This window comes from Hafnia sp., assembly GCF_036648275.1.
Taxonomy (GTDB): domain Bacteria; phylum Pseudomonadota; class Gammaproteobacteria; order Enterobacterales; family Enterobacteriaceae; genus Hafnia; species Hafnia alvei.
Genome location: NZ_JAVXIQ010000003.1, coordinates 71,382 through 91,067 on the forward strand (window position 1 = coordinate 71,382; position 19,686 = coordinate 91,067).

The 19,686-nt window shown below is 49.8% G+C and carries 17 protein-coding genes; 13 read left to right on the forward strand and 4 right to left on the reverse strand.

Features of this window, described 5'->3' with window-relative positions:
* Positions 1-616 precede the first annotated feature (616 nt).
* The 3 genes from feoA (at position 617) to RSC70_RS04490 (ending at position 3,619) form a co-directional block, all read left to right on the forward strand.
* Complete coding sequence (gene feoA, locus RSC70_RS04480) at positions 617-901, forward strand: ferrous iron transporter A (RefSeq protein WP_063586245.1); 285 nt, start codon at positions 617-619, stop codon at positions 899-901.
* A gap of 114 nt (positions 902-1,015) precedes the next feature.
* The gene (feoB, locus tag RSC70_RS04485; RefSeq protein ID WP_063586244.1) at positions 1,016-3,334 is read left to right on the forward strand and encodes a Fe(2+) transporter permease subunit FeoB; all 2,319 of its coding nucleotides are present in this window, start codon (positions 1,016-1,018) and stop codon (positions 3,332-3,334) included.
* A 36-nt stretch (positions 3,335-3,370) separates the two neighbouring features.
* Entirely contained in the window at positions 3,371-3,619 is a 249-nt protein-coding gene (locus RSC70_RS04490) for a FeoC-like transcriptional regulator (RefSeq protein ID WP_025799321.1), read from the forward strand.
* A 559-nt stretch (positions 3,620-4,178) separates the two neighbouring features.
* Here the strand turns inward: RSC70_RS04490 and bioH are convergent.
* Positions 4,179-4,952, reverse strand: a complete 774-nt coding sequence (gene bioH, locus RSC70_RS04495; protein ID WP_332541829.1) for a pimeloyl-ACP methyl ester esterase BioH — start codon at positions 4,950-4,952, stop codon at positions 4,179-4,181.
* A 43-nt stretch (positions 4,953-4,995) separates the two neighbouring features.
* Between bioH and gntX the strand changes: the two genes are divergently transcribed.
* On the forward strand, positions 4,996-5,679 hold the full coding sequence (gene gntX, locus RSC70_RS04500; RefSeq protein ID WP_234618684.1) for a DNA utilization protein GntX: 684 nt from the start codon (positions 4,996-4,998) through the stop codon (positions 5,677-5,679).
* 58 nt (positions 5,680-5,737) lie between these two features.
* Positions 5,738-6,313 (forward strand): Fe-S biogenesis protein NfuA, encoded by a 576-nt coding sequence (gene nfuA, locus RSC70_RS04505; RefSeq protein WP_025799326.1) that lies wholly within the window; start codon positions 5,738-5,740, stop codon positions 6,311-6,313.
* Between the two features lie 71 nt (positions 6,314-6,384).
* Here the strand turns inward: nfuA and ulaR are convergent, their stop codons facing one another.
* The gene (gene ulaR, locus RSC70_RS04510) at positions 6,385-7,140 is read right to left on the reverse strand and encodes an HTH-type transcriptional regulator UlaR (protein ID WP_234618685.1); all 756 of its coding nucleotides are present in this window, start codon (positions 7,138-7,140) and stop codon (positions 6,385-6,387) included.
* 124 nt (positions 7,141-7,264) lie between these two features.
* Positions 7,265-8,329, reverse strand: a complete 1,065-nt coding sequence (ulaG, locus tag RSC70_RS04515) for an L-ascorbate 6-phosphate lactonase (protein ID WP_040047018.1) — start codon at positions 8,327-8,329, stop codon at positions 7,265-7,267.
* Positions 8,330-8,769: 440 nt separating this feature from the next.
* Between ulaG and ulaA the strand changes: the two genes are divergently transcribed.
* From ulaA to RSC70_RS04550, 7 genes are all read left to right on the forward strand, one after another.
* Entirely contained in the window at positions 8,770-10,170 is a 1,401-nt protein-coding gene (gene ulaA, locus RSC70_RS04520) for a PTS ascorbate transporter subunit IIC (RefSeq protein ID WP_063586241.1), read from the forward strand.
* 18 nt (positions 10,171-10,188) lie between these two features.
* On the forward strand, positions 10,189-10,494 hold the full coding sequence (gene ulaB / locus RSC70_RS04525; RefSeq protein WP_040047020.1) for a PTS ascorbate transporter subunit IIB: 306 nt from the start codon (positions 10,189-10,191) through the stop codon (positions 10,492-10,494).
* A gap of 11 nt (positions 10,495-10,505) precedes the next feature.
* A complete protein-coding gene (gene ulaC, locus RSC70_RS04530; protein ID WP_025799335.1) occupies positions 10,506-10,973 on the forward strand; it encodes a PTS ascorbate transporter subunit IIA in 468 nt (155 codons plus the stop codon).
* 123 nt (positions 10,974-11,096) lie between these two features.
* The gene (locus RSC70_RS04535) at positions 11,097-11,753 is read left to right on the forward strand and encodes a 3-keto-L-gulonate-6-phosphate decarboxylase UlaD (protein WP_096388616.1); all 657 of its coding nucleotides are present in this window, start codon (positions 11,097-11,099) and stop codon (positions 11,751-11,753) included.
* Positions 11,754-11,763: 10 nt separating this feature from the next.
* Positions 11,764-12,624 carry an L-ribulose-5-phosphate 3-epimerase gene (locus RSC70_RS04540; RefSeq protein ID WP_332541830.1) on the forward strand — a complete coding sequence of 287 codons (861 nt, stop codon included), beginning with the start codon at positions 11,764-11,766 and terminating at the stop codon, positions 12,622-12,624.
* Positions 12,624-13,310 (forward strand): L-ribulose-5-phosphate 4-epimerase, encoded by a 687-nt coding sequence (locus tag RSC70_RS04545; RefSeq protein WP_332541832.1) that lies wholly within the window; start codon positions 12,624-12,626, stop codon positions 13,308-13,310. The genes RSC70_RS04540 and RSC70_RS04545 overlap by 1 nt, the downstream gene beginning before the upstream one ends.
* Positions 13,311-13,336: 26 nt before the next feature.
* Positions 13,337-13,900, forward strand: coding sequence for a YagU family protein (locus RSC70_RS04550; protein WP_332541833.1), 564 nt, complete (start codon positions 13,337-13,339; stop codon positions 13,898-13,900).
* A gap of 67 nt (positions 13,901-13,967) precedes the next feature.
* On the opposite strand, the gene malT is transcribed toward RSC70_RS04550, so the two are convergent.
* Complete coding sequence (gene malT, locus RSC70_RS04555) at positions 13,968-16,682, reverse strand: HTH-type transcriptional regulator MalT (protein ID WP_332541834.1); 2,715 nt, start codon at positions 16,680-16,682, stop codon at positions 13,968-13,970.
* A gap of 563 nt (positions 16,683-17,245) precedes the next feature.
* Here malT and malP point away from each other — a divergent pair.
* Entirely contained in the window at positions 17,246-19,654 is a 2,409-nt protein-coding gene (gene malP / locus RSC70_RS04560) for a maltodextrin phosphorylase (protein WP_282814781.1), read from the forward strand.
* The last annotated feature ends 32 nt before the right edge of the window (positions 19,655-19,686 follow it).

A 19,686-nucleotide genomic window follows, 5' to 3' on the forward strand; every position in this document is an offset into this window, starting at 1 on the left:
AAATGAGTATTCATTGCAATTACACACACAAAGTTCAAATGCATATGTATCTGCATTGAAAATAAATAGTTAATGGATTTATTTTTGAAGCGTAATTTTTAACACCGTTAATATTTCGAAACTCAGTTTTATTAACGCACAAATATTCCCGCCACGCAGTCAAACCGCCGTTATTAATTCTCAAACCGCCGCTTACCCCTACATTTGCTATTGATTCCATCAAATATATTGAATATATGCTCTGGATATCGCCTTAATTCAAACGCATAAATCATGAAAATAAGAACAAATTCTTAACCGTTTTAACCAATGATTCTCATTTGCGATAGCTGAAAAATAGTGCTAAAACGGCATAATAAGGACCGAATCATAGTTGAAACGCCGAGAGAGCTGGAAACACACTTCAGTATGAACTCGGCGGTTTTTGTTCTGTGATTACAATAATAATTCTCAATATTATTATTTTACGCATTCTCCGTTGCCAATTTGCATCACCTATCTAGAATGCACGGCGCTATCGCCAAGGATAAAGATAATCCGGTTCTCCTGTCTGACCTATAAGCTTCAGACCCGAGTGTTTCCTCGTAGCAAATTACCGAATGTAAGAAGGTTTTTTATGCATCAGCTTCTTCCGGGCCACCAATATAAAATCATTGGCTTCTCGCCTTTAATTAGCCCTGCCTATCGTCAGAAATTACTTTCTCTGGGTTTTTTGCCTGGTTCTCCATTTAGCGTGGTGCGTATTGCACCGCTAGGCGATCCCATTGAGGTGAAATCTCGTCGCGTCAGCCTTGTGCTGCGCAAGAAAGATCTGGAGCTATTGATAATTGAGCCAATCGCTCAGGCAGACGCCAGCCAAGCTAACGTCATCGCCTCACGGATCACCGCCAACGGCGCATAAACAAACGGCTCGCTTTGCTGCTGACCTTTTACCAGCAGCCATTTTTAGGGATGGCGACAGTACGGCCTGTGGTCTTGTCGTCGACTACAAACTCTTCTTATACAATGTTGGATTATGAAACAGCTCACCATCGGGTTAATCGGTAACCCCAACTCGGGAAAAACCACGTTATTCAACCAGCTTACGGGCGCTCGCCAGCGCGTAGGTAACTGGGCGGGCGTCACCGTGGAGCGCAAGGAAGGCCATTTTTCTACCCTAGAAAATCAGGTCAAACTGGTAGATCTACCAGGGACTTACTCCCTGACCACGATTTCTGAGCAAACGTCGCTGGACGAGCAAATCGCTTGCCACTACATCCTGAGCGGCGACGCTGATTTAATTATCAACGTGGTTGATGCATCTAACCTAGAGCGCAACCTCTATCTGACTTTGCAACTGCTTGAGCTGGGTATTCCGTGCATCATCGCACTGAACATGCTGGATATCGCTCGCAGCCAGAAAATTGATATTGATATCGAGGCGCTGTCCAAACGTCTTGGTTGCCCTGTTATTCCTTTAGTATCGACGCGTGCCAACGGTATTGCCGAGCTGAAAAAAGCCATTGATTTACCCCCAACCTGCGCCGTTGAGGCATTGGTTGAATACCCGCCGCTGCTGTTGGGTCAGGTCGATCGTCTGTCTCAGGCCATGCCGGATACGCTTGCCGTTCAGCAACGTCGTTGGTTAGCGCTGCAACTGCTCGAAGGGGATATCTACAGTTCTACCCGCGCCAGCAATGCGTTAAAAATCCTGCCAGAAGTTCAGGAAACGCTAAAACGCACCCTCAACGAAGATCCGGCGCTGATCATTGCTGACTCACGCTATAAAAGCATTACCGACATCTGTGATTCTGTGAGCAACACGGCCACCGCACTGCCGAATATTCTGACGGAAAAACTGGACCGCATCATTCTTAACCGCTGGCTGGGAATACCTATTTTTCTGCTAGTGATGTATGTGATGTTCGTTCTGGCGATTAATATCGGTGGCGCACTTCAGCCGCTGTTTGATGTGGGCTCATCAACCATCTTTATTCAGGGTTTGCAATGGGTTGGCTACACCCTACACTTCCCAGAATGGCTAACCATTTTCCTTGCACAAGGGATTGGTGGCGGTATCAACACCGTGCTGCCGCTCGTGCCACAAATCGGCATGATGTACCTGTTCCTCTCCTTCCTTGAGGATTCCGGTTACATGGCGCGTGCCGCCTTCGTGGTCGACCGCATGATGCAGGCATTAGGCTTGCCGGGTAAATCATTCGTTCCGTTAATCGTTGGCTTTGGCTGCAACGTGCCTTCCGTTATGGGTGCACGTACTCTGGATGCGCCTCGTGAACGCTTAATTACCGTATTGATGGCACCGTTCATGTCCTGCGGCGCACGCTTGGCCATCTTTGCCGTCTTCTCTGCCGCATTCTTTGGCCAGGGCGGCGCACTGGTCGTATTCTCGCTATACATGCTCGGCATTGTGATGGCGATTCTGACCGGACTGATGCTCAAACACACAATCATGCGTGGCGAAGCCTCTCCATTCGTAATGGAACTGCCGGTTTACCACGTGCCACACCTGAAAAGCCTGCTACTGCAAACTTGGCAGCGCCTGAAAGGCTTCGTCATGCGCGCCGGTAAAGTCATCATCATCGTTAGTATTTTCATTGGCGCGCTGAACAGCTTCTCCTTTAGCGGTAAAGCCGTTGATAGCATCAATGACTCGGCGCTGGCCTCAGTAAGTAAAGTAATGACGCCGTTGCTGAAACCGATCGGCGTGCATAGCGACAACTGGCAGGCCACCGTTGGTTTAGTCACCGGCGCAATGGCGAAAGAAGTGGTCGTGGGGACGTTGAATACCCTGTATACCGCTGAGCAAATCCATGAAGAAGAGTTTGATCCAGCCGCATACAGCTTGATTGGTGGGCTTGAAGGTGCCGTTGGTGAAACTTGGCAGAGCCTGAAAGACACCTTCAGCCTGAGCGTGTTTGCTAACCCAATTGAAGCCAGCAAAGGCGACGGCGAAATGGAATCTGGCTCCATGGGCGTGATGGGCAGCAAATTCGGCAGCGCCAGCGCCGCCTATGCTTATTTGATCTTCGTGCTGCTGTATGTGCCTTGCGTATCGGTAATGGGTGCGATTGCGCGTGAAAGCAGCCGTGGCTGGATGACCTTCTCCATTCTGTGGGGACTCAACGTCGCCTACTCACTGGCAGCCGTGTTCTATCAGGTGGCTAATTTCGCCTCTCATCCGCAGTACAGCTCAATCACGATTGCGGCGGTGGTGATATTCAATGCGCTGGTGTTAGTTGCACTACGCCGCTCACGCGACCGTGTAACCGTACGCTTAGTCAATGATCCGGCCAGCGAATGCTGCTGCGATACCGGCAAAGGCAGCTGCCACTAGTGGCAGCTACGCGTCATTGAGCGAAGAGGACGAACTATGGCAAGCCTGTTAAAAGTACGCGATACGGTAGCCTTACATGGCCGTATCGAACTCAACCAGCTCTGCCGCGAAGTCAATGGATCGCCAGCCATGGTGCTGGCGATGCTACAACGCTTAGAGCAAATGGGTTGTGTGGAAAAGGTCGATGATATCGACAACGGTTGTGTCAGCGGCAGCTGCAAAGGCTGTCCTGAAACCAGTAAGAACTGTGAGACGGTGGTGTATCAGGCGAAGAGTGTTCATTGATTACTGAGGCTTGTATAGCCTTTTGTAACTCTAGTGCATCACCAAATATCTATGATCTCACGAGGTAAGATTTCGGTCGCCTATCAGTAACGGTATTCACATACAAACTAAGTCGAAGGCGTCCGATAAGGGTGGGCCAGAGCGCCCACCCTTAACCCGCGCTCTTTTATCCGCAATGCCATCTCCGCGCCGGGTCGGCATGCGCCATCCTTGGCGCCTCCTCCCCTCGTAGAAACATCCTGTTTCTACTGCTCTATCTACCAAGACTTAAACAATTTAAAAGATAAGAAGACAAAAATAACTTTTGTCTTTTTTATGTTGAAAGAACACATTTTAGAGCCGCCAGCAGGGATGCTGGTGGCAGGTTGAGGGCGCACAGGACGTGCGCTCCGAGACCGGTCGGACAAACGGCTCGGTAAAAAGCGCGAGAGTCGAGAGGTTGCGCGCTGGCAACCTCTCGTCGGACGCCTACGCCAGCGGTTTCATAGGTCATATTTGCTAATGGGCGGACGAAAACCTTCACCGCTCTAATAAAGGCACCCGAAATTTTCACCGAAACCTAAATAATGACCTTAATAAACTCTTCCACTACCCCACAAAACTCCCCCGGATGTGACACAAACGGCGCATGCGCCGATTTCTGAATAACAACAGACTCACTATTGGGGCAAGATTCATCGAGCAGCGCAGCAACCTTACGCGGCACCAATCCATCCAAATAACCGTAAATACGCAGCAACGGCATTTTCAAACCAGCAATTTGCTCACGTAAATCCACGGAGCGCAGGATATCTAGTCCACCGTTTAATACTTCCACGGAAGGCATCGGCTGAGTCAGGACGACGTCTTTTAAAATTCGCGCATCCTGTCGAGCGCTCTCAGTACCGAAGGTTTGTAAGGCTAAAAAGCGTTCTACGGTACGTTTAAAATCTTCACTCAGTTGGCGCTGAAATCCGCTTAACACTTCACTTTTTATACCCGGCCACTCGCCTTGAGCGGTGAAACATGGCGAAGACGATACCGTCACCAACGCGGCAACACGTTCTGGGTAACGCAGTGCAATATCACTGGCCACCAAGCCGCCCATTGACCAACCGAGCCAAACCGCATTGTCAGGTGCCTGCTGCACTACGATATCGCTCATTTGCTCCAGCGTTAAAGCACCAAAACCTTGGCTGCGCCCATAGCCCGGTAAGTCGACGAGATGCACGCGAAACTGCGTACTCAATCGCGGCAAAATGCAACGCCATACCTCTGCGTTCAACCCCCATCCGTGTAACAACACAAGATCGCGATCGCCTTCACCACAGGTATGCCAATAAAGCTTATTCATCAGGTATTGTCCGTCTGTTTAGTATCATCTCAGGAGGAGAAATATGTTTAACCTCAGCGCGCATTGCTGGATTTGCCAGCTCCCGCTCGTCATTCCTACACAAGGGATCTGTAGCTTTTGTTCTGCGGCCTGTCTGCTAAAAACTCGAGTTTGTCCCTGCTGTGGCCTTCCTAGCGAGCACACCACGCGTGCCTGTGGCCGCTGCATACAAAAGGCACCCTACTGGCAGCAACTTATATTTGTTAGTGATTATCAGCCACCGCTCAGTCAGTTAGTGCATCGTCTAAAATATCAGGGCAAATGGCAAATCGCATCGGCACTCTCGCGCCTGATGCTGTTGAGTTATCTGTACGCACGCCGTACTCGGCACCTGCCAAAGCCCGATCTTATCACCGTGATCCCTTTGCATCATCAACGCCAATGGCGACGAGGATTCAACCAAAGCGACCGCTTAGCTCGTCCTTTAGCCCGATGGCTACGGTGCAACTATTTCCCCGATATCATTAAACGTACGCGGAAAACGAAGCCACAGCAGAGCCTAAATGCAATCCAGCGGCGACGTAATTTACGCAACGCATTCAGTTGCCAACAGAATCTGAGCGGTAAACATGTTTTAGTGGTCGATGACGTACTCACTACCGGTAGCACGATTGGAGAAGTTAGCCGCCTTCTCCTCGCCCAAGGCGCTAAATCCATACAAGTTGTATGCCTTTGTAGAACCTTGTGAGCACTTTGCAATCGGCGTATTATAACCAACCAGATAAGTCAACTATTGAGCAAATGCCATGATCCGTATTACCGAAGCTGCCCAAGAGCACTTTGCCAAGCTGCTGGCAAACCAAGAAGCAGGCACCCAAATCCGTGTTTTCGTTATCAATCCAGGCACCCCAACGGCTGAATGCGGCGTGTCTTATTGCCCGCCGGATGCGGTAGAAGCGAACGATACCAAGCTCGATTTTGAGAAATTATCGGCCTATGTTGACGACGTGAGTGCACCGTATCTGGAAGACGCGGAAATCGATTTTGTGACCGACCAATTGGGCTCTCAGCTAACGCTGAAAGCGCCAAATGCCAAAATGCGCAAAGTAGATGACGATGCACCGTTGATCGAACGCGTTGAATACGTTCTGCAATCACAGATCAACCCACAACTGGCTGGCCACGGCGGCAAAGTGACGCTGATGGAAATTACCGAAGAAGGTATTGCGATTCTGCAATTCGGTGGCGGTTGTAACGGTTGTTCTATGGTCGATTACACGCTGAAAGAAGGCATCGAAAAAGAGCTGCTGCAGAAATTCCCTGAACTCAAGGGCGTGCGTGACCTCACTGAACATGAGCGTGGCGAGCACTCTTACTACTAATATTAGCCACTGCTAATAGTAAAGCCCTGCTCTTATTGCTAAGAAGCAGGGCTTTTAAAATAGGATACGACTTAAACCAAAATCACCTCAACGCCCTGCGCTTTCAATTGCTCAATCACTTTCTCGTCGGCGTCTTTGCCAGTAATCACAATATCAATCTGCTCTGCGCGACTAAACAACATACCAGCACGCTGGCCTACTTTGCTGCTATCGGCTAATATCACCAATTTTCCTACATAGTTCAACATCTTCTGCTCGGCCATCGCCGTGAGCATATCGGTTTTATACAGGCCTTCGGCGGTCAGCCCCTTACCGCTGGTAAACATCCAATGTCCCGCATAAAGAGAAGATTCCCCCTCCTGTGGTGCCAGCGTAATCGCCTGACTACGGTTATATTGGCCGCCCATAATAACTACGCTATCGTGCTCCTGCTCAATCAAAAAATTAGCCAGTGGCAGGTAGTTGGTGATCACCTGAGTATCTTTGCCACAGATTTCACGCCCCAGCGTGAAAGCCGTCGAACCACAGTTAATCACGATACTTTCGCCGGGCTGAACCAGCTGTGAAGCCGCACGCGCAATGCGTACCTTCTCTTCATGATTCTGTGCCTGATGAATGTTCATCGGCGTCCAAGCCACACGATTTTGGCTTACCGCCTCTGCACCATTACGGACTTTCTTCAGCTTGCCACTGTCGCCGAGCTTATTAATGTCACGACGCGCCGTTGCAGGAGAAACCTGAAGGCGATCAATCACCTGCTCAACGGTAACAAACCCCGTTTGTTGCAGCATTTCCAGTAAAGTCTGGTGTCTTTGCGATTCAGTCATGATTAATTCCAGCGCATAAATGATTATTTGGTGATTATATTTGAAAACGATCAAAAATAACACGCTTAAAAACACAAAAGCCGAGCATATAGCCCGGCTTGAGATACCGATATTATACTGATAACTATAAGAATGATTTGAACGGCAAGTCCGGCTCAATGGTGAAGCAATCGTCAAACCCACGTGGATAATGATACTCAAAATTATCCTTATCCAACGGATAGGTAAACTTGCCTCCTACCTGCCAAATAAACGGCTTAAAGCCATATTTCAGGCGATCTTTCTTCATCTCCCACAGCACACGAATTTCCTGTGGATCGGCTTGGAAGTTTGACCAGATATCATGGTGGAAAGGAATAACCACCTGAGTTTTAAGCGACTCAGCCATACGCAGAATATCAGAGCTGGTCATTTTATCCGTAATACCTCGCGGATTTTCTCCATACGATCCTAACGCCACATCAATTTTATGCTCATTACCGTGTTTGGCATAGTAGTTAGAATAATGTGAGTCACCACTGTGATACAGGTTTCCGCCAGGTGTTTTAAATAAATAGTTTACAGCTCGTTTATCCATACCATCGGGTAAAACGCCTGCCGCTTTTTCATTCGCTGGCAGCGTAATTAACGCCGTGCGGTCAAAAGCATCAAGCGCATGGATCTCAACATCTTTGATTTTCACCACATCGCCCGGCTTCATGACGATACAGCGTTCACGTGGTACGCCCCAGCCAATCCATAAATCCACACAGGTTTGCGGGCCAATAAACGGCACGCTGCTGTCGCAGTTTTGCATTACCGCAGCGGCGACGTTAACGTCAATGTGGTCGTTATGATCGTGAGTAGAAAGCACCGCATCAATCTGGCGAATTGCAAAAGGATCCAGTACAAACGGCGTAGTACGCAGGTTAGGCTGTAGTTTTTTCACCCCAGCCATGCGCTGCATCTGATGGCCATCTTTCATCAGCGGGTTACCGTGACTCTGTTTCCCAGTACCGCACCAGAAATCGACGCAGATATTGGCACCCCCTTCAGATTTCAGCCAAATACCCGTGCAGCCTAGCCACCACATCGCAAAAGTCCCTGGAGCAACGTTCTCTTGTTCAATTTCTTCGTTTAACCAAGAACCCCACTCAGGGAATGTGCTCAGGATCCAAGACTCACGGCTGATGCTTTCAATCTTACTCATGGTATGCCCCTCATAATATTCACGTCTGCGATAAGTAAATAGCGTTACCCTCGCGCTAATTAATCAATATAAATCACAAAAAGATTAAATATGATTTGTTGTGAAAAATCTACCACGATTACGTGACTGAGCAAAAGCAAATTTTTTATGATTTAGTTCACATATAAACCATCACTAAAAACAATCACAAACGCTAAAATTCGCCTCATGAATAGGTAATATACTGTTTTAAATGGTAAAAATAAACATGCCGTTACTTTTCATCTTTTATTTTATATCCACACAATTCAAGTTGAGATACAAATCACAAATAATCAAATTAAATCTTTAAGTGATTCTTTGTGATTGCTAGAGTGATTTTGTACAAAACAGAACCTGTCTGTGACACAAGAAAGAAAAACACGGCAGGAATGAAAGCCAAAAGCCGAGCGGAGTGCTTTATGGAAACCCTCTACAACATCTTCACCATATTTTTTAATCAGGTCATGACCAACGCCCCACTACTACTGGGTATCGTGACATGTTTGGGATATTTGCTGTTACGCAAGAGTGCAACGGTCATTATCAAAGGCACCATTAAAACCATCATCGGTTTCATGCTGCTACAAGCCGGTTCGGGGATCCTGACAGGCACATTTAAACCTGTTGTTGCCAAATTATCCGAAGTCTATGGCATCAACGGCGCCATCTCAGATACTTATGCAGCAATGATGGCAACCGTCGAACGCATGGGGGATGCATATAGCTGGGTCGGCTACGCCGTGCTTCTCGCTCTAGCGCTTAACATTCTCTACGTGCTTTTCCGCCGTGTGACCGGCATCCGCACCATTATGCTCACTGGCCACATCATGTTTCAGCAGGCGGGTTTAATTGCCGTATTTTTCTATATCTTCGGCTACCCGATGTGGACAACCATCATCTGCACCGCAATTCTGGTGTCTCTCTATTGGGGTATAACCTCCAATATGATGTTTAAACCCACGCAGGATGTTACCGAGGGCTGCGGGTTTTCAATCGGTCACCAGCAGCAGTTTGCCGCATGGATAGCCTGTAAAATCGCACCTTATCTGGGAAAAAAAGAAGAAAGCGTTGAAGAGTTAAAACTTCCCGGCTGGCTCAACATCTTCCACGACAATATTGTGTCTACCGCCATCGTCATGACCATTTTCTTCGGCGCAATCCTGTGCTCCTTTGGAATTGATACCGTACAAAAAATGGCAGGAAAAACTCACTGGACGATTTATATCCTACAAACTGGCTTCCAATTTGCCGTCGCCATTTTCATCATCATCCAAGGCGTGCGTATGTTCGTGGCCGAACTCTCTGAAGCCTTCAACGGGATTTCTCAGCGCCTAATTCCCGGCGCTGTACTGGCAATCGACTGTGCGGCCATCTACAGCTTCGCACCTAACGCTGTAGTTTGGGGATTCATGTGGGGCACCATCGGACAACTCATCGCCGTGGGTGTTTTGGTTGGAATCGGTTCTTCAATCATGATCATTCCGGGATTCATCCCGATGTTCTTCTCAAACGCAACCATCGGCGTATTTGCTAACCACTATGGTGGCTGGCGAGCAGCGCTGAAAATCTGCCTGCTGATGGGCATGATTGAAATATTTGGCTGCGTATGGGCGATAAAACTCACTGGACTCAGTGCATGGATGGGAATGGCTGACTGGTCAATTCTGGCACCACCGATTATGCAAGGATTCACCCTTGGTCTGTGGTTTATGGGCGTCATTATCGTTATTGCACTGCTTTATATGTTCTTCGCTGGCCGTACTCTGCGAGCCGAGGAAGACGCCGAAAAAATAGCACTCAACGAATCTTCTACAAATTAATTAACTGGAGCAAAAATCATGACAGTACGAATCCTCGCGGTATGCGGTTGTGGGCAAGGCAGTTCCATGATTATGAAAATGAAAGTTGACCAGTTTCTGACCCAGCAAAATATCGACCACAGCGTTAACAGCTGCGCCGTTGGCGAATATAAATCTGAACTCAGCGGTGCTGACATCATCATTGCATCGACCCATGTCGCCGATGAAATTACGGTTACGGGCAATAAATACGTGGTTGGCGTGCGCAACATGCTTTCTGCCGCCGACTTCGGTCCCAAGCTGATGGATGTGATTAAAGCGCACTTCCCTAAAGATATTAAGTAATAGGAGCGGATATGAAACTGCGCGATTCACTGGCACAAAACCACTCCATTCGTTTGCAGGCCGAAGCAAACACTTGGCAGGAAGCGGTAAAAATCGGCGTCGATCTGTTGGTTCAGGCCGACGTCGTCGAGCCGCGTTACTATCAAGCCATTTTGGATGGGGTTGAGCGCTTCGGGCCTTATTTTGTTCTTTGCCCCGGTTTAGCAATGCCGCATGGCAGGCCGGAAGAAGGCGTGAAGAAAACAGGGTTCTCGCTAGTCACGCTAAAAACGCCGCTTTCGTTTAATCATGAAGATAACGATCCCGTCGATATCCTGATCACTATGGCTGCCGTTGATGCCAATACTCACCAAGAGGTGGGGATCATGCAAATCGTTAACCTGTTCGAAGACGAAGCAAACTTTGATCGTCTACGTGCATGTCGCACCGAACAGGATGTTTTAGATCTGATCGATCAGACCAACGCCGCACAGGCCTAACACTTACTTTTCGCCCTAGCCCTCCCCTGCATTGGGGAGGGAATGCAATGTACCAATTTGCTCCTCCCTTACAACGGGAGGCTGGGGATGATCATGCCAAAAACTGGCTTTTGGAGTACAAAAATGTCTCATTCATTACCTATGCTGCAAGTTGCTTTAGATAACCAAACCCTAGACGACGCGTATAAAACCACCCGTCTGATTGCGGAAGAGGTCGATATTATTGAAGTCGGCACAATCCTTTGCGTTGGCGAAGGCGTGCGCGCCGTTCGCGACCTGAAAGCGCTCTATCCACACAAAATCGTACTGGCTGATGCCAAAATCGCCGACGCAGGAAAAATCCTTTCACGCATGTGCTTTGAAGCCAATGCAGATTGGGTCACCGTTATTTGCTGCGCCGATATCAACACCGCCAAGGGTGCCCTCGACACAGCAAAAGAGTTTAACGGCGACGTGCAAATTGAGCTGACCGGCTTTTGGACGTGGGAACAAGCCGCTGAGTGGCGTACCGCGGGCATTCAGCAGGTGGTTTATCACCGCAGCCGTGATGCGCAGGCCGCTGGCGTTGCATGGAGCGAAGCTGATATCTCCGCTATCCGCCGCCTCGCCGATATGGGCTTTAAGGTTACCGTCACTGGCGGATTGGCGTTAGAAGATTTGCCGCTGTTTAAAGGTATCCCAATTCACGTATTTATCGCTGGCCGTAGCATTCGTGATGCCGCAAGCCCAGTTGAAGCGGCTCGCCAATTCAAACGTTCTATCGCCCAGCTGTGGGGCTAAGGTAAATATCATGCTCCAGAAAGCCGTTCCTCTCGGAATTTACGAAAAAGCGCTCCCTGCGGGAGAAGACTGGCTGCCTCGATTGCAGTTGGCAGCCGAACTCGGTTTCGATTTTGTCGAGATGTCAGTCGATGAAAGCGATGCACGTCTGGCACGGCTTGACTGGAGTCGTGAACAACGTTTGGCACTGGTGAATGCCATTGCCCAAACCGGCGTGCGCGTCCCCTCGATGTGCCTAAGCGCGCATCGCCGTTTTCCTTTGGGTTCTGAAGACGATAGCGTTCGTGCTCAAGGCCTAGAAATCATGCGCAAGGCTATTCGCTTGGCACAAGACGTCGGCATTCGGGTGATCCAGCTCGCGGGCTACGACGTTTACTATCAAGAAGCCAACAACGCGACCCGCGAGCGCTTCCGCGAAGGATTGAAACAGTCGGTCGAGATGGCTAGCCGTGCTCAGGTCACGTTGGCCATGGAAATCATGGACTACCCGCTAATGAATTCAATCAGCAAAGCCATGGGCTATGCCCATTATCTGAATAATCCTTGGTTCCAGCTCTATCCAGACATCGGCAATCTCTCTGCGTGGGATAACGATGTGCAAATGGAGTTACAGGCAGGAAGTGGCCACATTGTGGCGGTTCATGTCAAAGATACTCAGCCGGGCGTATTCAAAAACGTGCCGTTTGGTACCGGGGTCGTTGATTTTGAGGGCTGTTTTACCACCCTCAAAGAAACCGGCTACTGTGGCCCTTATCTAATTGAAATGTGGAGCGAAACGGCTGCCGATCCGGTTAAAGAAGTTAAGGCCGCACGCGACTGGGTGAAACAGCGTATGACCAACGCAGGACTGAATGTGGAGGAGACAATCTAATGCAGCAGCTCAAACAGCAGGTTTTTGACGCTAATATGGCCCTCCCGCATTACGGTCTGGTCACGTTCACATGGGGCAACGTCAGCGCTATCGATCGCGAGCGCGGTTGGGTAGTTATCAAGCCGAGCGGCGTGCCGTATGAAACCATGCAGGCTGAAGACATGGTGGTGGTAGACCTTCAGGGCAATATCATCGAAGGCCGCTATCGTCCCTCCTCCGATACGCCGACGCACCTTGAACTCTACCGCCGCTATCCACACCTCGGCGGCATTGTGCACACCCATTCCACTCACGCTACCGCATGGGCGCAGGCAGGGTTACCCATTCCCGCGCTTGGCACTACCCATGCAGACTATTTCTTTGGTGATATTCCCTGCACTCGCGCCCTAACCGCCGCTGAAGTCGCTGGAGAATATGAGCTCAACACCGGCAAAGTGATTGTGGAAACGTTGGGTGATACCAATCCACTGCATACGCCTGGGATCGTGGTGTATCAGCATGGGCCGTTCTCATGGGGCAAAGATGCCGCTGATGCGGTACATAACGCCGTCGTAATGGAAGAGGTGGCAAAAATGGCGTGGATTGCCTGTGGTATTAACCCACGGTTACGCCACATTGACGGGTATCTGATGGATAAGCATTTCAGCCGCAAACATGGGCCGAATGCTTATTACGGGCAGAAGTAATTCTTTGATATCTAAGGAAGGCTACCATGACAATTAACGCGTTATTTGTACAAACTAATCCGGCACGCCGTCGCTATGGCGTAGCGGCGTTAGTCGGCTTCGCCGCGGGGATTATGTCGGCGTTTGTGAAATGGGGGGCTGAAGTTCCCCTACCGCCGCGAACCATTACCGATGGCCGCGCTGAGTTTAATCCGCCCTATCTGTTCTTACGTGATTATCTTGGCATCGATCCAACCACCACGGTGTATACGTTCTCTGAACATATTATTAATCCGGTGATGGTGACTCACATTATCTTCTCATTGGTATTTGCCATCGGCTACTGCATCGTGGCAGAACGTTTTCCAAAGGTGAAAATGTGGCAAGGGCTGATGGCGGGGATTATTTCAACGATTGCGGTTCACGGTATTAGTTTCCCATTGCTGGGCCTCACTCCGCCGCTGTCTCAACTCCCCGTTGATGAATATGTCTCTGAGATTTTGGGGCATCTCTTTTGGTTTTGGTCGATTGAGCTGATTCGCCGCGATCTGCGTAACCGAATTACTCATGAGCCAGATGCAGAAGTACCTATCACAGCCATGAGTCGGTAAATCTAGCACGTTCTCCTGTAGCCCTCGCTAACCTTCCCTGCCACAGGGGAAGGTTAGATGGCGTTAACTACACGCCATACCCCATCATTTTCATAATATTTTGCGCCTGTTGCACGGCCTCTTGGCGATGCGCGACGCCGAGCTTTTGATACAAATTACGAATATGGGTTTTAATGGTTGTTGCGGCAACGTCAAGCTCACCGGCGATTTGTTCATTGCTATAGCCAGAATAAATCAGCCCCAGAACCTGCCATTCTCGCTGGGTTAACGGGCTGGTACGAATCAGCTCCGGCACCTGTGGGTGATTGAGCAGTCGTTCAACAAAGCCCTCATCAAAATGCGCAAACTTATGCCGATGATGCTGGTTGATATCACGCAGAATGCGCTGAGCGCGGTGCTGATCCAGCTCTGGCAGCGTATTGAGCTGCAATAGCTGACGCAGCTGCTGTGCCATTACTTCGCCCTCAACCACGAAATGACTGACAAAACCGGTACGATTAGCCAAACTTAGCGCTTCAATCAATACGCGCAGCGCTTCGCTTTTGCGATCGGTGCTCCAATACAGCAAATTGCACAGCAGCAGGTTACGATTGAGATCGCTCACCAAGCGCAAACGCCTTGCCTCTTCGTTTAGCTCATCGAGCACCACTTCGGCTTCTTCATAGCGTCCCAGCAGAATTTGTACTCGCGCAATGTTGCGCCACTGCCCTTGTAGAAAATGGTTATCGGCCCGTGATGGTTTTTCCGCCTGCATCAGCCACTGCGTAGCGGCAGCGCGGTCGCCGGTCATCTGCCACGCAATCACCCGCGGCTTATCGGTATTGGTTTGCCAGTCTCGATGGTAATGGCCAGCCTGCAATAAATTCTCACAGCGCCGCAAATATTGGTTCGCGTTGTCCAGATCGCCACGCGCCAAAGAGCACTTGGCTAACATTGCCAAGCATTGCAGCTGCTGCTGCGGTTCATAGTTCGCCAGCACTTCCAGACCTTTGCGGGCGGCTTCTTCGGCTTCGTCTAAACGCATCCACGACCACAAAACCTGCGAACGAATACGCAGCAGGAATTCATGCATCGGCAATTGTTCTAAATGCTGCTCATGAATCAGCTCAAAAGCTTTGTCTTGAGTCTCATAGGCCGCTTGCAAAAAGCCCTGCGCAATGAGGATTTCGCTTTGTTGCAGCATCGCCCACAGCGCGTAATGGTAGGCCTGATGGCGGCGCGCAACCTGCTCCGTTTGTTGCATCATCGGAAGCGCACGGGCTAAATCGCCTTTGCAGTGGTGGACTTCACCTATCACTGAGCTGGTAACAATTCGGCTGTAATAGCTGCTGATCGGCAAATGTTTTAACGCTTCCACGGCCAGCCGTTCGGCATCGTCAGGGCGACCATCGTTGATCGCCACCTGTGCCCGCAACGCATCAAACTCGGCTAACATCACGCCATCTATTTCAATTTTCTGCACATGCATTTCATGCTCAGCGCGCTCCAGCAGAGTATTCACCTCACTGTAACGATGCTGGCTCTGTGCCAGCCACGCTTGTAGCAGCGCTAAGCGAGGGTTTTGAATCAGTTTTTCATACGGCAGGGCTTTTAAGCACTCCTCCAGCAAGGAAAGTTCGCTTTGATGGAACAGCTCCCACGCATGCTGGAGTAATACATCGCGCAGCATCTCTACGTCGCCTGCCGCTAATGCATGATGGATTGCCTCGGCGGGAAATCCCTGATCGAGCCAACCCTGCGCCGCTCGACGATGAAGATCGGGCAAATCTGCCGCCAGTTCCCATTGGCAACGCTGACGTAAAAAATTGGCAAATAATGGATGGAAACAAAACCATTCGCCATCGGCGTCCATTCGATGAATAAACAACCCCTGCCGCTCAAGCTCTTCCAACTGTTGCTGACCGTTATCTTCACCGGTTAAGCGAGTCAACAGCACATCATTCATCGAACGCAGCACTGAGCAGCGCAGCAAAAAGTTACGCGTCGTAGCATCAACGCGATCGAGCACTTCATCCACCAAATAATCAGAAAGATGGCTAGCGTTGATCTTCGCTAAACGTCGCGCCGACTCTTGCGCCGTGGTTGTTGATTGGCGCACGGAAAGCGCAATCAGCTGTAGCGCAGTCGGCCAACCTTCAACCTCATCGCACAGCTGATGGCTTTCAGTGTCTGCCATCGGCGATTTCAAACGATGATTGAAAAACTGTGACGCTTCTTGATGGGTAAAGGCCAGCTGCTTAGTGCCCACTTCCAAAAGCTGCTCGCGCACGCGTAAATTAGCGATGCCCAGCGGGGGAAGCGTGCGTGACAATAAAATAACGGTGAGATTATCTGGCTGATGGCGCAGGAAAAAGCGCATCGCTTCATGGATTTGCGCATTAGTGATCAGATGATAATCATCAATAACCAAACATAGCGGTGCCGACCAGTCAGAAAGCTCAATAAAAAGCTGAGCAAACAGCGCCGACAGCGTGGCGTACTGATGCTTTTGGCTCATGGCTTCACTTTTGCTGCAATGTCCGCCGGTGGCTTGCTGCAATGCCGCAATCAGATAGCTGGCAAAGCGCTCGGGTTGGTTGTCGCTTTCATCCAAAGAAAACCAACCTAAATGCGCATTTTCCTCTGCCCACTGCGCTAATAGCGTGGTTTTACCATACCCCGCCGGCCCATTAACCAGCACCAGACGGTAGTTACCGGCTGACGCAAGCTTGGTTAATAACCGTTCGCGTACCACCGTATTTTGCAGCCGCACAGGGCGACTTAATTTCGACGGAATGAGCATGGTAAATTCCCACAAAGAAAGCCCAAAGCAAACCACAGCAATATATAAGTTTTAAATATTGCTTAATTATTTCGCGCTTCGTAATTAATTAGTCCTGTTTAACTTGGGATATCACACCAATTAATGCAACAGAGCATGACGACTAGGTAGCAGGAAATTGCAGTCGATCACACTTCTCACATCTTCTTACATCTTTGCCGAGAAAATGACTGAATACGGTTTCATTGATTCTCTGTTTAGGTTAGCGCTTCATCTTTTTCTCTTGCTGGCGCAAAGCCGCATTTCAGCACGGCTTCCCTCGACATAGGAACATTTTTGCTCCTATTCTTAATCCTTTAGTTGCGAGTTTATTGCACAGCCTTTGTCGATTTTATGGGCTACATCTTGGTAATCAGAGCTGAATTTTCACGCCTGTGACGCGAAAGATAACGGGTTTGGATCACAGTTTTGACTACGCCCCGCCCCTCCTCCCCGCCTCATCCCCCTTCGGGAGGATGTTATAAAACCGGTGGGTCGGCAGGATAACGTCAATTCCTGAACTTTATGCTTTGAGAGAGACTGATATGTCGCACATACCATTTGATAAGGACGTATTCTTGGCGGCGCTTACCCGCCAATGGCAGCACTTCGGACTAACCGCATCGAGCCAGATGACGGAGCATCAATGGTGGCAGGCTGTGAGTGCGGCAATTGCCGAGCAGCTGTCTGCATTACCGCAGCCAAAGGCCGTGGCAAAAAGCGAGCTGCGCCATGTTAACTACCTATCCATGGAGTTTCTGATTGGGCGCTTAACCGCAAACAATTTGATTAATCTGGGCTGGTATGACGCCGTAGAAAAAGCTCTCGCAGCGCATGACGTTCTGCTCAGCGATTTGTTAGAGCAAGAAACCGACCCGGCGTTGGGCAACGGCGGCTTAGGTCGTTTAGCGGCCTGCTTCTTGGACTCTATGGCAACCGTTGAGCAACCAGCAACAGGCTATGGCCTGTGCTATCAATATGGTCTCTTCCGTCAATCCTTCAGCGAAGGTCACCAGATGGAGGCTCCAGACAACTGGGAGCGCGAAAGCTACCCATGGTTCCGCCATAACAGCGCCCTGAACGTAGACGTTAACTTTGGCGGTAAGCTGGTCAAACAGCCAGACGGTTCGGTGAGATGGCAGCCAGCGCTCACGCTGCGCGGCGAAGCATGGGATTTACCGATTCTGGGCTATCACAACGGCGTAAGCCAACCGCTACGCCTGTGGCAGGCCACTCATGCGCATCCATTTGATTTAACTAAGTTCAATGATGGCGAGTTCCTCAAAGCAGAAAGTGACGGTATTGAAGCTGCCAAACTCACCAAAGTGCTTTACCCCAATGACAACCATCAGGCCGGTAAACGCTTACGCCTGATGCAGCAATATTTCCACTGTGCCTGCTCCGTGGCTGACATTCTGCACAAACACCATCTGGCAGGCCGCAAGCTGGCCGACTTACCGAAATATGAGGTGATTCAGCTCAATGACACGCATCCAACGATTGCGATCCCTGAGCTGCTGCGCGTGCTGCTGGACGAACATCAAATGTCATGGGATGAGGCGTGGGCTATCACCAGCAACACCTTTGCCTATACCAACCATACGTTAATGCCCGAAGCGCTTGAATGCTGGGACGAACGCTTGGTACGCAGCCTGCTGCCACGCCACTTTGATATCATCAAACAGATCAACGCCCGCTTCAAAAAACAGGTTCAAAAGCAATGGCCTAACGATGAAGCGATATGGGCCAAATTGGCCGTTCACTATGATAAACAAGTGCGCATGGCAAACCTATGCGTGGTGGGCGGTTTTGCGGTCAACGGCGTTGCCCAGTTGCATTCTGATTTAGTGGTCAAAGATCTGTTCCCTGAATACCACCAGCTCTGGCCCAACAAATTCCACAACGTCACCAACGGCATCACGCCGCGTCGCTGGCTAAAACAGTGTAATCCTGCGCTGGCTAGCCTTATCGACAAGACGCTGAAAAAAGAGTGGGCGAACGATTTAGACGTGCTGAAAGGTCTCGAATCCTATGCCGACGATGCGAAGTTCCGCCAAAAATATCAGGCCATAAAGCGTGACAACAAAATCGCATTAGCCAAATACGTTAAAAACGTGATGGGTCTGGAGCTTAACGTCGATGCAATCTTTGATGTGCAAATCAAACGCCTGCACGAATACAAACGCCAGCACCTGAATCTCTTGCACATTCTGGCGCTCTACCACGAACTACGCGACAACCCGCAGGCTGACCGCGTACCACGCGTTTTCCTGTTCGGCGCAAAAGCCGCTCCTGGCTACTATTTGGCTAAAAATATTATCTACGCGATCAACAAAGTCGCGGAGAAGATCAATAACGATCCGCTGATGAAAGGACGTCTTCAGGTCGCATTCATTCCTGACTATCGTGTTTCCGTCGCTGAACTCATGATCCCTGCGGCTGATATCTCCGAGCAGATCTCTACAGCGGGTAAAGAGGCCTCAGGCACCGGTAACATGAAACTTGCCCTCAACGGTGCATTAACCGTGGGAACGCTGGACGGTGCAAACGTCGAAATTGCGCAGGAAGTGGGTGAGGAAAACATCTTTATCTTCGGCCAAACCGTAGAGCAGGTGAAAGCCACGCTGGCCAAAGGCTACCAGCCTAAGGCGATTTATCGTAAAGATAAGCAACTGAAATTGATTCTGGATGAGTTGGCCAAAGGCCATTACAGCAACGGCGATAAGCAAGCGTTCGATCAAATGCTGCATAGCCTGTTAGACGGCGGTGACCCGTACTTGGTCTTGGCCGATTTTGCTGACTACTGCCGCGCGCAAAAAGAAGTGGACGTGTTATATCGCGATCAAGAGCAATGGACACGCGCCACGATTTTAAATACCGCACGCGTCGGTATGTTCAGCTCAGACCGGTCAATCCGCGATTACCAGAAGAGAATCTGGCAGGCAAAGCGTTAAGGAGCTGTTCCATGCAAGAGAAAACAACGCCA

Bases quoted from the DNA above. Each gene is read 5' to 3' on its own strand.
- ulaC (WP_025799335.1), top strand. From the start codon at position 10,506: ATGAAACTGCGCGATTCACTGGCACAAAACCACTCCATTCGTTTGCAG.
- gntX (WP_234618684.1), top strand. From the start codon at position 4,996: ATGTTTAACCTCAGCGCGCATTGCTGGATTTGCCAGCTCCCGCTCGTC.
- bioH (WP_332541829.1), bottom strand. From the start codon at position 4,952: ATGAATAAGCTTTATTGGCATACCTGTGGTGAAGGCGATCGCGATCTT.
- RSC70_RS04550 (WP_332541833.1), top strand. From the start codon at position 13,337: ATGACAATTAACGCGTTATTTGTACAAACTAATCCGGCACGCCGTCGC.
- RSC70_RS04535 (WP_096388616.1), top strand. From the start codon at position 11,097: ATGTCTCATTCATTACCTATGCTGCAAGTTGCTTTAGATAACCAAACC.
- ulaG (WP_040047018.1), bottom strand. From the start codon at position 8,329: ATGAGTAAGATTGAAAGCATCAGCCGTGAGTCTTGGATCCTGAGCACA.
- ulaB (WP_040047020.1), top strand. From the start codon at position 10,189: ATGACAGTACGAATCCTCGCGGTATGCGGTTGTGGGCAAGGCAGTTCC.
- ulaA (WP_063586241.1), top strand. From the start codon at position 8,770: ATGGAAACCCTCTACAACATCTTCACCATATTTTTTAATCAGGTCATG.
- nfuA (WP_025799326.1), top strand. From the start codon at position 5,738: ATGATCCGTATTACCGAAGCTGCCCAAGAGCACTTTGCCAAGCTGCTG.
- malT (WP_332541834.1), bottom strand. From the start codon at position 16,682: ATGCTCATTCCGTCGAAATTAAGTCGCCCTGTGCGGCTGCAAAATACG.
- RSC70_RS04545 (WP_332541832.1), top strand. From the start codon at position 12,624: ATGCAGCAGCTCAAACAGCAGGTTTTTGACGCTAATATGGCCCTCCCG.
- malP (WP_282814781.1), top strand. From the start codon at position 17,246: ATGTCGCACATACCATTTGATAAGGACGTATTCTTGGCGGCGCTTACC.
- ulaR (WP_234618685.1), bottom strand. From the start codon at position 7,140: ATGACTGAATCGCAAAGACACCAGACTTTACTGGAAATGCTGCAACAA.
- RSC70_RS04490 (WP_025799321.1), top strand. From the start codon at position 3,371: ATGGCAAGCCTGTTAAAAGTACGCGATACGGTAGCCTTACATGGCCGT.
- feoA (WP_063586245.1), top strand. From the start codon at position 617: ATGCATCAGCTTCTTCCGGGCCACCAATATAAAATCATTGGCTTCTCG.
- RSC70_RS04540 (WP_332541830.1), top strand. From the start codon at position 11,764: ATGCTCCAGAAAGCCGTTCCTCTCGGAATTTACGAAAAAGCGCTCCCT.
- feoB (WP_063586244.1), top strand. From the start codon at position 1,016: ATGAAACAGCTCACCATCGGGTTAATCGGTAACCCCAACTCGGGAAAA.